The organism is Mesorhizobium sp. M1403 (assembly GCF_040317695.1).
Classification (GTDB): Bacteria; Pseudomonadota; Alphaproteobacteria; order Rhizobiales; family Rhizobiaceae; genus Mesorhizobium.
The window spans coordinates 57,048-69,168 of record NZ_JAMYKY010000023.1; the positions used below are offsets into that span (position 1 = coordinate 57,048).

Annotated in this window: 11 protein-coding genes; 4 read left to right on the plus strand and 7 right to left on the minus strand. The window is 62.4% G+C overall.

From position 1 onward, the window contains the following. Positions 1 to 116 precede the first annotated feature (116 nt). The gene (locus tag NKH01_RS27445) at positions 117 to 1,682 is read left to right on the plus strand and encodes a hypothetical protein (protein ID WP_352548722.1); all 1,566 of its coding nucleotides are present in this window, start codon (positions 117 to 119) and stop codon (positions 1,680 to 1,682) included. A gap of 123 nt (positions 1,683 to 1,805) precedes the next feature. Here the strand turns inward: NKH01_RS27445 and NKH01_RS27450 are convergent, their stop codons facing one another. The 5 genes from NKH01_RS27450 to NKH01_RS27470 form a co-directional block, all read right to left on the minus strand. Then, entirely contained in the window at positions 1,806 to 2,987 is a 1,182-nt protein-coding gene (locus tag NKH01_RS27450) for a M20 aminoacylase family protein (RefSeq protein ID WP_352548723.1), read from the minus strand. A gap of 42 nt (positions 2,988 to 3,029) precedes the next feature. Next, on the minus strand, positions 3,030 to 3,803 hold the full coding sequence (locus tag NKH01_RS27455) for an amino acid ABC transporter ATP-binding protein (protein ID WP_352484108.1): 774 nt from the start codon (positions 3,801 to 3,803) through the stop codon (positions 3,030 to 3,032). After that, positions 3,790 to 4,710, minus strand: coding sequence for an amino acid ABC transporter permease (locus NKH01_RS27460; protein WP_352484109.1), 921 nt, complete (start codon positions 4,708 to 4,710; stop codon positions 3,790 to 3,792). The genes NKH01_RS27455 and NKH01_RS27460 overlap by 14 nt, the downstream gene beginning before the upstream one ends. 8 nt (positions 4,711 to 4,718) lie before the next feature. Further along, positions 4,719 to 5,549, minus strand: coding sequence for an ABC transporter substrate-binding protein (locus NKH01_RS27465; RefSeq protein ID WP_502901314.1), 831 nt, complete (start codon positions 5,547 to 5,549; stop codon positions 4,719 to 4,721). A gap of 68 nt (positions 5,550 to 5,617) precedes the next feature. Further along, complete coding sequence (locus tag NKH01_RS27470; protein WP_353023311.1) at positions 5,618 to 6,607, minus strand: substrate-binding domain-containing protein; 990 nt, start codon at positions 6,605 to 6,607, stop codon at positions 5,618 to 5,620. 108 nt (positions 6,608 to 6,715) lie between these two features. Between NKH01_RS27470 and NKH01_RS27475 the strand changes: the two genes are divergently transcribed. Beyond that, on the plus strand, positions 6,716 to 8,053 hold the full coding sequence (locus NKH01_RS27475; RefSeq protein WP_023716779.1) for an aminotransferase-like domain-containing protein: 1,338 nt from the start codon (positions 6,716 to 6,718) through the stop codon (positions 8,051 to 8,053). Positions 8,054 to 8,080: 27 nt separating this feature from the next. Here the strand turns inward: NKH01_RS27475 and NKH01_RS27480 are convergent, their stop codons facing one another. Then, the gene (locus tag NKH01_RS27480; protein WP_353023313.1) at positions 8,081 to 9,439 is read right to left on the minus strand and encodes a trimethylamine monooxygenase; all 1,359 of its coding nucleotides are present in this window, start codon (positions 9,437 to 9,439) and stop codon (positions 8,081 to 8,083) included. Between the two features lie 260 nt (positions 9,440 to 9,699). Here NKH01_RS27480 and NKH01_RS27485 point away from each other — a divergent pair, with 260 nt between their 5' ends. Together NKH01_RS27485 and NKH01_RS27490 are read left to right on the plus strand one after the other, a co-directional pair. After that, complete coding sequence (locus tag NKH01_RS27485; RefSeq protein WP_353023315.1) at positions 9,700 to 10,419, plus strand: helix-turn-helix domain-containing protein; 720 nt, start codon at positions 9,700 to 9,702, stop codon at positions 10,417 to 10,419. A 154-nt stretch (positions 10,420 to 10,573) separates the two neighbouring features. Next, positions 10,574 to 10,945 carry an endonuclease domain-containing protein gene (locus tag NKH01_RS27490; RefSeq protein WP_353023317.1) on the plus strand — a complete coding sequence of 124 codons (372 nt, stop codon included), beginning with the start codon at positions 10,574 to 10,576 and terminating at the stop codon, positions 10,943 to 10,945. Positions 10,946 to 11,080: 135 nt separating this feature from the next. Here the strand turns inward: NKH01_RS27490 and NKH01_RS27495 are convergent, their stop codons facing one another. Beyond that, complete coding sequence (locus tag NKH01_RS27495; RefSeq protein WP_352484115.1) at positions 11,081 to 12,121, minus strand: heme-dependent oxidative N-demethylase family protein; 1,041 nt, start codon at positions 12,119 to 12,121, stop codon at positions 11,081 to 11,083.

A 12,121-nucleotide genomic window follows, 5' to 3' on the forward strand; every position in this document is an offset into this window, starting at 1 on the left:
GGTGACGAGTTACCGATCCCTACGCCTAACGACATAGCCCTTCGGGATTATTGCTCGCTCTTGGCTCACATCGTACGGCTGTGATGGGACGGGTAGGCTCAACAGGAGAGCGGATAATGTCTAAACGCGTTCCCTTTACTACCGGTGATCTAGCAGATCATCAGTGGGGTATCGATGACGCCCTCACAGGCGATCCAAACACGAATATCTTGACCGGCGACGCCGGCGGCAGCCTGCTCGATTTCTCGAGAGGCGGCAACGATACCTTTACGGAAACCGCACCGTCGACCTACACCTTCTACGGTGACGCGGCTCGGAGCTTGTTCAATTTTGCTCGGGGCGGTGACGACACCTTCACCACGGGGCTTTCGTCCACCACGACGACTGCCTATGGTGACGCGGGCGACGATATGTCGGACCACAGCAAGGGCGGCAACGATACCTTCAACAGTGGATTGGCAAGGCAGGTAGTCGATACCTTCTATGGTGACGCCGGCGGCAACATGCTCGGCCATGCTCATGGGGGTGACGACACTTTCCTGACCCAAACCAAACAAGGAGCCGACCACACCTTCTACGGTGATGCAGGCGGCGAGATGTCCGATCGCAGCAAGGGCGGCAACGACACCTTCGAGGGCTCGAAAGAAGCCAATAACATTTTCTACGGTGACGCCGGCAGCAACATGTCCGGCAATGCGCGGGGCGGCGACGATAGCTTCACGGGCAAGAGCGATTCATTCAACACTTTCTACGGCGATGCCGGCGGCGACATGTCGGACGACAGTAGGGGTGGCAACGATACCTTTACGGGCCGCTCCTTTTCCACCAACACTTTCTTCGGCGACGCCGGCGGCAACATGTCTGGCCATGCTCTGGGCGGCGACGACTATTACACAGACACGTTTGGGGATCTCGGGAGCAAAACTCTCTATGGCGATGCGGGCGGCGATCTTTCCGGTTTTGCCACGGGCGGCAACGACACCTTCACGAGCGTGGGTGGGTCCCGGGTAACGTTCTACGGTGACGCGGGCGGCAGTATGTTCGACCATGCGCTTGGGGGCGATGACGTGGCCGTGCTGCAAGGCACCGCCCATAATGTGGGGTATGGCGACGCCGTGACGATGCTCGGCAACGCTGTGGGCGGCAATGACACCCTGACCGGCGGGAACAAGAGCGCCTTTCCTGACGTTCTAAACGAGTTGTCCGGCGACGCGCGCGCTATGTCCGGCTCCGCCCAGGGCGGCAATGACATTCTTACCGGGGGCCAGAACAGCGAAAGCGGCCAAGTTCGCAACTTCCTGTGCGGCGACGCTCTGCAAATGTCCGGTTCGGCTCAGGGCGGCAACGATGTCCTGTACGCAGGGAGCGCGGCACCTGGCTGCACGGTCATCAATGACATGTGGGGGGATGGACAACTGAGCGAGTTGGCTCAGGGCGGCGCAGACCAATTCATATTCAAGGACGATGGTTCAATGACGGTCGGAACCCAAAACACCATCTACGACTTCAGCCAGACCCAAGGCGACACTATCGTGTTTAGTGGCGTGGAGGGCGTGCAATCGTTCGATGATCTCACAATTGCGCAAAGTGGAACCGACACCATTATTACCGCGGGAGTCGATCAAGTTACTCTCGCAAACTTTGCGAGCCCGCTGACAACGAGTGACTTTTTGTTCGTCTGAAAGTGAAACCTTACCTGTTCGAAGTAGCTGGAATGCGGTGAGAGTTCGTTGAAGATGGTCGCGCGGCCGGTCGCCCCAATTCTGCTCGACCGGCCGATCGGCGATCCCAGCCGCAAGTATGGATCAAGCGGCCAGGAATCTCTCGGTCAGTCGAGCCCAGAGCGCTGCGCCGACGGTCAAATTGCCGTCGTTGAAATCATATTTCGAGCTGTGCAGGATGGCTGAATCCTCGCCGTTGCCGAGGCGGAGGAAGCAACCGGGTTTGTGCTCGAGGAAATAGGAAAAGTCTTCGCTGCCGGGGATCAACGGGCAGACGGACACCTTGTCCTGACCAACGAGTTCAACAGCGACGTCTGTCGCAAAGGACGTCTCGCTCTCGGAATTGACCACCACCGGGTAGCCGCGCTCGTAGTCGATCTCGACGGTTGCGCCATGCGCCTGCGCCACAAGTGCTGCGATACTGCGAATACGCTGCTCGAGCCTATCGCGAATCTCGACCGAGAAGGAGCGGACGCTGAGCGTGATCTCGGCCTGTTCGGGAATGACGTTGGAGGCCGTGCCGCCGTGAATGGTGCCGACGGTGACGACAGCCGTCTCGATCGGGTTGACGTTGCGCGACACCACCGTCTGGAGGGTCATGATGATGTTGGCGGCAGCGACGATCGGGTCGACCGTCAGGTGCGGACGCGAGGCGTGGCCGCCACGCCCGGCGATCTTGATGGTGACGGTATCGCTCGCTGCCATCAGCGGCCCCGCGCGCATCAGGAAGGAACCCGCCGGCGCGCCCGGATGGTTGTGCAGCCCGAAAATCGCATCGCAGGGAAAGCGCTCGAACAGGCCGTCGGCGATCATCGCCTGCGCCCCGCTTCCTTTGCCGGCTTCCTCGGCCGGCTGGAAGATGAGGTTCACCGTGCCGTTGAAATGGCGCGTGCGCGCCAGGTATTCGGCCGCGCCGAGCAGCATCGTGGTGTGGCCGTCATGGCCGCAGGCGTGCATCTTGCCGCTGGCTTGGCTGGCATAAGGGAGATTGGTCGCTTCGGTGATCGGCAAGGCGTCCATGTCGGCGCGGATGGCAATGCTGCGGCCGCTGCCTTGGCGCAAGCGGCCGACGACCCCGAGCCCGCCGACATTGCGTGTCACCTCATAGCCCCAGCTTTCGAGCCGTTCGGCAACGTATGCAGCCGTTTCGTGCTCCTGGAAGGAAAGCTCGGGATGCGCGTGCAGGTGCTGGCGAGCCGCAGCAAGCTCGGCGGCCTTGTCGGCGAAGTCGGAAACATCGGCGAACTGGTTGGAGGTCTTTGGCATGAGGGGTCCTTTGCCGAGCACGTAATGGCGCCGGCTTTTCTGTCAGATGAAACGGCTTAAAAAGGCCCGCGTGCGCGGGTGCCTGGGTTTGGCGAGAACCTCGTCCGGAGGCCCGGCCTCGATCACATTGCCGTCGTCCATGAACACCACCCGATCCGCCGCTTCGCGGGCGAAGCCGATCTCATGCGTGACCACGATCATGGTCAAGCCCTGCCTGGCAAGATCGCGCATAGTGGCGAGCACCTCGCCGACCAACTCCGGATCGAGCGCCGACGTCGGCTCGTCGAAGAGCATCAATTTCGGGCGGATGGCGAGCGCACGGGCGATGGCGACGCGCTGCTGCTGGCCGCCTGAAAGCTGGCGCGGATAGGCGTCGATCTTGTCGGCGAGACCGACACGGGTCAGCAGTTCGCGGGCGTAGCCGATCGCTTCCTTGCGGTTCTCCCGGTGAACGCCGACCGGAGCCTCGATGACGTTCTGAAGGGTCGTCATGTGTGGATAGAGATTGAACTGCTGGAACACCATGCCGATCTTGCGCCGCTGCGCCGCGATCGCCCGATCGGAGAGCTTGTCGAGACGGCCGTCGTGCAACCGGTAGCCGATCTGCTCGCCGTCCACCTCGATCGCCCCTTGGTCGATCGCCTCGAGATGATTGATGCATCGCAGGAAGGTCGACTTTCCGGAGCCGGACGGTCCGAGAACGACCACCACCTCGCCAGGCGCGACGTCCAGGTCGATGCCCTTCAGCACCTCGAGCGGGCCGAAGGCCTTGTGAACGTTGCGCGCCCGGACCAAGGGCGTGTCATGCGCGCTCATTGGCGGCCTCCAGGGTGGCGGTCGCCGTCTTCTCGCGGGCGCCGCGGTCGCCGCGGCTGTAATGGCGTTCGATCGCGCCCTGCGCGACATTGAGAACCGAGGTGATCAGCAGGTACCAAAGCACCGCAACCATCAGCAGCGGAATGATTTCGAAGGTGCGGTTGTAGATCGACTGCACGGAGTACAGCAGGTCGGCCATGGCGATGACGCTGACCAGCGACGTCGCCTTGATCATGCTGATCAGCTGATTGCCGGTCGGCGGCACGATCGAGCGCATCGCCTGCGGGATGATGATGCGCCGCAGGGCCCGCGCGCGGGTCATGCCGAAGGCTTCAGCCGTTTCGGCCTGCCCCTTGTCCACCGACAGCAGCCCACCACGAATGATCTCTGCCATATAGGCGGCCTCATTCAGCGCCAGACCGAGGATAGCGGCCGTCAAAGGCGTGATCAGGTCGTTGGTGTTCCAGCTCGCAAAACCGATGGAAATGCGCGGAAACAGCGTCGAAAGATTGTACCACAGGATGAGCTGCACCAGCAGCGGCGTTCCCCGGAAGAACCAGATGAACAGTCCGGATAGAAAAGATGCCAGCCTGTCTTTCGACATGCGCGCGATGGCGAGCAGCAGGCCGAGCACGATACCCAGGATCATCGCCACGACCGTCAGGCCGAGCGTTACGGAAAGCCCCTGCATGACCGTCGGATCGAAGAAATACTGGGCGACGACTGGCCAACCGAAATTCGGGTTGACCGCGACGATATAGGCGAAGCCGGCCGCCACGGCGACGGTGAACGCCCAGAGCGCCAGCCGGACAAGCGGAAACGGCCGGTGGGCTCGCTTGACATCGCGCAGAGCGTCGTCGGGACGTCGCGGCACCTCGGACGCGTAGGCAGCGGTCGCGTCGGTCATGGCAGCCTCTACTGTCCCTGGTTGATGCCGGGCGCGTCGATCATGTTCTTCTCGAGACCCCACTTCTTCATCACCGCGGCGTAGGTGCCGTTCTTCATCAGGATCTTGAACGCGTCGAGTAGTACACCGCCCAGCGGCGAGCCCTTCTTGACGACGGCGCCTTGATAGATGTCCTTGAAGCCATTGGCCTGGCCGACACCTGAAAGTTCCAGTTGGCCCTTCGCCTGCTCGACGAAATAGGTCAGTGGCGCCTGCGAGGAGAAGAATGCGTCGGAGCGCTTCGACCGGACGGCCAGTATCGAGCTCGGCTGGTCGGTGAAGGATTGCACCTCGACGGCCGGCTTGCCGCCCTCGGTGCATTTCTGCGCCTGCTGCTTGATGACCTTTTCGGCTGAGCCACCCGACATCACGGCGATGCGCTTGCCGCACGCCGTGTCGAGCGAGGTGATGCCTTGCGGATTGCCCTTCTCGACGGCGAAGACGACGTATTCGCGCACCCAATCGATGAAGTCGTTGGATTTCTGGCGGTCGGGATAGTCGCCGACAGGTCCCATCGCGAACTGATAACGGCCGGCATTGATGCCGCTCAGCAAGGCCGGCAAGCCGGCGACCGAGGCATGATCGACCTCGACGCCGAGCAGCTGGCCGATAGCGTCGGAAATGTCCTTGGTCGCCCCCGACAGTTCGGTGCCGGTGACGATCTCATAGGGCGGGAACGAGCCGTTGTTGACGGCCGTGATCTTTCCCGCCGTGCGGATCTCTTCCGGCAGCCGGGCCCGCAAATCCTCGTTGACCGATTGCTTCTGGATATCCTGGGCAAAGCTGGCCTGCGCCAGCATGGTGACGAGCGAGGCGAATATGAAGCTGATTGTCCTCATGGCATTCTCCTGTTCTTCGTTGCGCGTTGTCAGGCTGCGGTGGCCCGCGACCTGGCCTCAAAAGGAAACAGGGCTTCGGCGGAAATCGGTTCCGTCAGAATGCCCTGGGCATGTAGTTCGGTAGCGAAATCCTCGACCATGCGTCGATTGGCGGGCAGGCCGCTGGCGTTCCAGGAGGCAGGCAGGTCGCGCCCCGCATGAAGCAGCTCCTCGAGGATCCAGGGCGAGGTGTCGGCATATTTGCGGCGCTTACCCGTCCAGACGCGCTGGCTTTCGTCGATCAGCCTGGCGAGCTCCTGCGGCAGCCACGGGTGTTGCCTGGCCATTGCGGCCTTGACGGCAACCAGATGCATGCCCGGCACATAACCGACGTCGGCGAAATAGGCGCGTTCGGCCGCGCGAAAATCGCGCAGCACTTGCCGGAAGCCGGAAGCCGGGCCGAAAAAGCCGGCCGGCATGAAGGGTGTGAAAACGGCGTCCAGCTCGCCTTGCGCCAGCAGTTCCATCATCGGGCGCTCGCCCGGTGCTGCTTCGATACGACCCGGCCTGCCGAATCCCTCGAGGCGGTCGGCGACCGGGTGCTCGGATGTCAGCCTGCCGGCAAACCAGTAGGCGTCCTCGACACCGACGCCTTCGCGGCGAAGTGCCGCCCGCGTCCATGTGTTGCCGGAATCGCGCCAGCCGGTGACGCCGATGCGTTTGCCGGCAAGGTCGGAGAGCCGTTCCAGCGGACTGTCCTCGACCGTGATGATGCAGCGGTGGCGGAAGCCGCGCATGATGAAGCACGGTATTCCAACCACCGTATCGACGCCCGACGCCATGGCCGACACATAACGGCTGAATGAGACCTCCGCCGCATCGTAGTTCGGATCGGTGCCGAGATCCGGGATCAGCGTGGCGACACGGTCGACCTTCACCGACAGGCGGCTCGAAGTGACGTCACCCAGGACCAAGGGAGTGAGGTAGTCCCAATCGCGGGTGGCTATGGTGATGGAGACGGGCGTGGTGGAGGCGGGCATCGGCATGAACTTCAAAGCTATGTTTGACCGGCGATTGGTAAATGTTTATTTTTGGCCGATCAAATGTTATTATGTTACTGAACATTCACACTGACAGTCGTTGATTCGATGGATTTCGATGCAGGATGGTTCGCTGAACGCCTCGGTGACCGCACGACGCGCGGCATCGCGCGCGAGACCAGCGCGCTGATCAGGAGCGGCGCGCTGCCTGTCGGCGCAAAACTTCCGCCGGTGCGCGATCTTGCCTATGTGCTCGGCGTCAGCCCGGCGACGGTCTCGCAGGCGTGGAGCGAGTTGCGGCGCTACAAGATCATCGGCGGCCGCGGACGCAACGGAACCTGGATCATGGGCAACCGCTTTGCCGCCCGGCCCGAGCGCCACATGAGCGGCGGCAATTACGGTGCGGACATTCTGAACCTGGCGATCGCGGAGCCCGATGTGAAGCTCTTGCCGCCGCTCGACATCGCGCTGGCGCATGGCGCGCGCGCCGAAAAGCTCAACAGCTACGACCGGGTGCGCATCCTGCCCGAGCTGGAGGCCGCGGTGCGCCCGTCATGGCCGTACGATCCCGGCGCGTTCCTGGCCACCAATGGCGGTTACAACGCCATCTACACCTTGCTGCATGCGCTGGTCCCGACGGGGGCGCCGGTGGCCATCGAGAATCCGACGGCGCTTCGCCTGCTCGACATCCTCGAAGATCTCGACGTGCCGATCATCCCGGTGGACTGCGACAGTGACGGCCCCTTGCCCGACGCGCTCGCCAACGCTCTGCGGCAGCGGCCGGTCGCGTTCCTGTTCCAGCCGCGCGTCCATTCGGTGACCGGCGCCTGCATGTCGTCGGCGCGGCTGGAAGTCATCGGCGACCTGCTCGCCGGCACCGACGTGCTGATTGTCGAAGATGACGGCGTTGGCGATATTGCCGATGCGCCGGGCATTTCGCTTGGCCGGCGTTTTCCCGATCGCGTCGTCCACATCCTGTCCTATTCCAAGACCCATGGCCCGGACTTGCGGCTCGCCGTCCTGTCCGGATCGGCGACGATCGTCGAACAGATCCAGTCCTATCGCAGCTTCAGCTCGGGATGGACCAGCCGCATCCTGCAGGCCGCCACCGCCTGGCTGCTGCAAGACCCGGCCACGGCTGTCTTGGTCGAGCAGGCGAAGGAAGTGTACCGCCGCCGTCGCGAACGGCTCGCCGGCGAACTGGCGAAACGCAATGTCGGGATCGACGCCGGACACGGTCTCAGCGTCCTCATTCCGGTTGCTTCGGAACCTTACGCAATGGTCACGCTGGCTGCCCACGGCATCGCGGTCCATGCCGGGGCGAAGTTTTCGACCGGGAAGACCAGTGCCGTGCGCGTCGCGACCAGCATCTTGAGCGAGGAGCACCTCGAGCACGTCGCAAATTCCCTGGCGCTGGCGGCCGACCCGGCGCGGGACGTTGTCTGAGGCAAGGCAATCGTCGTTCGGACTTGCCTACTCCGCCGCCACGCCCTTCACCTCGAGATAGCTCTCCATCGAATCGTCCATCGCCTGCAGCCAGGGCGTATGGTGCAGCGGCGCCATCGTGCCGGTCATCAGCGAGCGGTAGGCATGGTCGCGGAAGCCCATGATGTCTTCCGCCTTGTGGTGCTCCCATTCCATGAAGGTCTGATTGACGGCCTCGACGTCGAAGCCGGGATAGTCGGTCTGCTCCATCAGCTCCCTGGTGTAGTCGCCCTGGAACCAGATCATCTGCTCGGCGTCTTCCAGTGCCTCCTCACGTGCCCGCCATTTGCTGCCGTGCTCGGCCATCGCTTCGGCCGACGGCAGCTTGATGCGGCCCATGATGACGTCGCGGGCGAACCAGGCCTGCGCGTCGAACATGTTGAAGGTGTAGAACTGGTCCTGCATGCCGATATAGGACAGCTTCGGGTTTTTCTCCCAGACGACGCCCTCGTAGAGCCCGTCCGGCCACATGCGGTTGGCGGTCTTCAGCTTCAGATCCTCGGTGAGGAACGGGAAGGAGTGGAGATAGCCGGTGCACAGGATGATGGCGTCGACGTCTTTGGTGCTGCCGTCCTTGAAATGCGCGGTCTTGCCGACGACCTTCTGCAGCAGCGGCACTTCCTTCCAATTCTCCGGCCATTTGAAGCCCATCGGCTTCGAGCGGTAGCTGGAGGTGATCGATCTGGCGCCGTATTTGTAGCATTGCGAACCGATGTCCTCGGCCGAATAGGAACGGCCGATGATCAAGATGTCCTTGCCCTTGAATTCCATGGCGTCGCGGAAATCGTGGCTGTGCAGGATACGGCCGTTGAAGGTCGAGAAGCCCTCGAAATAGGGAACGTTGGGCACGGAGAAATGCCCCGAGGCGACGACGACATTGTCGAATTCTTCCGAATAGGTGACGTCGTTGGTGCGGTCATGCGCGGTGACGGTGAACTTCTTCGTTGCGTCTGAGAAAGTGACCATGCGCACCGGGCTGTTGAAGCGCACCCATTGGCGCACGCCGGATTTTTCGACGCGGCCCTTGATGTAGTCCCACAGCACCGCGCGTGGTGGATAGGAGCCGATCGGCCGGCCGAAATGCTCCTCGAACGTGTAGTCGGCGAATTCGAGGCATTCCTTCGGGCCGTTCGACCAGAGGTAACGGTACATCGAGCCATGCACGGGATCGCCATGCTCGTCGAGGCCGGTGCGCCAGGTATAGTTCCACAGGCCGCCCCAGTCGGACTGCTTTTCGAAGCAGACGATCTCGGGAATGTCGGCGCCCTTGTCGGCAGCCGACTTGAAGGCCCTGAGCTGGGCCATGCCGGACGGCCCGGCTCCGATGACGGCAACACGATCTTTCATTCCGGGCCTCCCGATCTCATTTCCCTAGCGAAACAAATTTCACTGACAGGACAGTAATTGCCCCTTCGATGCTGTCAACTGGCCTTGTCGCGAAACCCTCGTTTCGCCGAGCCGGATTTCCAAGCGACGCAGTGCCTGGGGCGAAATCCAGACATTGCGCAATTCGACACGGGTGGCTTGCCGTGGCAGTTGCGCTTCTGTATCGGCACCGAATATGTTCACCGAGAGTGAAATGAATCGGCAGGGTCCGGGGTGGCGAAATGGCGAAAAAAGCGACCAGTCTGAAGCATGATGCCGGCGCCGCCGCCGGCAAAGCCAAGCAGTCGGCCGGCGCAATCGATCCGCGCAAGATACGCGCGCCGCTCACCCAGAACCCGCACGCCATTCGCGACACCCGCGAAAAAGTGCTGGAAGTCGCGATCGGCCGCGAGGTGCGGGCATTCCGTAAAAAGCTCGGCATCACCGTCGCCGATCTGGCGGTCGCCACCGACATTTCGCTTGGCATGCTGTCGAAGATCGAGAACGGTATCACCTCGCCGTCGCTGACCACGTTGCAGGCGCTGTCACGGGCGCTCGGCGTTCCCGTCACCGCCTTCTTCCGCCGCTTCGAGGAGGAGCGCAGTGCCGTCTTCGTCAAGGCCGGCGAAGGGCTCGACGTCGAGCGCCGCGGCACGCGCGCCGGACACCAGTACAATCTACTCGGCCATATCGGTTCCAACACCAGCGGCGTCGTCGTCGAACCCTATCTGATCACGCTGACCGAGGATTCCGACGTGTTTCCGACCTTCCAGCACGAAGGCATGGAATTCCTCTACATGCTGGAAGGCGAAGTGGTTTATCGGCACGGCAGCAATCTCTACCCGATGAAGCCGGGCGACAGCCTGTTCTTCGACGCCGACGCGCCGCACGGGCCGGAAGTGCTGACCGTTCTGCCGATGCGCTATTTGTCGATCATTTGCTACCCGCAGAGCGCGGGGTGAGAGTTCGATCTCCCCTTGGTCGCCTCGTGAGGGAGATCGGCGGCTTCGCGACGGCTACTCTTTGCAGCATTGGGGATTGGCGAAAGCCGAAGTGACATTCGATCTCCCCCCTTGAGGGGGAGATGTCCGGCAGGACAGAGGGGGGCGAACCGCGATGACGCATAATCTAGTATCCGCCAACAACCGCCGCAATGCGCGCAAGATGCACAAGGTGATGACCGATGCCGAACTCAAGCTTTGGAATGAGATCAGGGCACACAGGTTGATGGGACTGGGATTTCGACGCCAGATGCCTATCGCCGGCCATGTCGTCGATTTTGCATGCCCGGACAAAAAGCTGATCGTCGAGCTTGATGGTTCCCAGCATGGCCAGGCCGAAACGTCGGAATCGGACGCTGCAAGAACCGCGAAGTTCGAAGCGCTGGGCTGGACGGTCCTGCGCTTCTGGAACGACGATGTCATTCGCGATATCGACAATGTCTGTCAGCATGTCGTGATCGTGGCTGGGCTGGGCGGCGCGTCGTGAGCTTCGCGGAGGCGCTGGGGTGGAGATTGGGCAAGGCCGGCGCTCCACGGCGCCCCCCTCTGCCCTGCCGGGCATCTCCCCCTCTAGGGGGGAGATTGGCTGCTTTAGGGCAGCGCCAACAGGGGCAAGAAAAACTCAATCCGGCCCAAACCCCGGCGACGTCGCACTGCCGTCATCCAACTTCGACAGCCATTCGACCAGCGTCGCGCGGTAGCGCGTCAGGCCCTTGTAGTTGGCGAGCTCGTCGGGCAGGTCGCGGATGACGCGGTGCAGGCGCCTTGCCCATTTCGGCTGCGTCACCAGCTCGTCCATCTTGATCAGATAGCAGCGGATCGGAAAGACGATCGCGTTCGAGCGCGGCAGTCGCCAGAAGCTCTGCAGCTCGACGCGCAGATGGACCTTGTCGCCGACATTTTCCGGCGTCACCGTGGCGCGGTCCGGGCCCCATTTGTGGTAGTTTTCCGGGCTGGTGTCGAGGCGCGGATTGATGGTCATCGTCCAGTTCAGCCGGCGTGCCGGCTTGCCCTGCTGGATGTTGGTGAGGAACTTCAGCGCCCGGACGAAGATGCCCTTCTCATGCGCCAGCGGCACCGGCGCGTGCCATTCGAAGAAGTTCATGCCGATGTCGAAATCGAGCGACCAGTCGGCCTGGGTGGTGACCATGCCGGCATCCATCCACAGATTGCCGTCGCGCTGGTCGAGGATGCAGAAATCGCCCTGGCTCTGACGCGTGATGTACTCCATCGGCCCATAGGGCAGCGTCGAGACGTCGCCGAAGGTGAAGCTGTCGTCGATGCCGAGCGGCCGGTTGATCCAGCGCCAGCGGTCGCCGTCGCGCGTCAGCGTGAAATGCTCGGGATAGCCGGAAGCCTGCTGCTCCATCAGCAGTTCGAGCAGGTCCCAGCCGGCCAGCGTCATGTGCGGCAGCGACTGGCAGCGCAGCGGGTCTTCGGCCAGCACCAGCGCGCGGTCCTGCATCTCGGCGACATAGTGCTCGTCGACGTCGATCAAATTCTCCAGCACGCTGCCCTTCGGCCCGACGACATGCGGCTCGATATTGACCGCATACATGTAGCTGTCTTCATGGAACGGGAATGGAAACCGCCTGATGTGCTCCGGGCTGTTCCGGAAGGTGAAGTCGTCGCGGAACGTTTCCTTGCGAAAGGTGATGCCCAA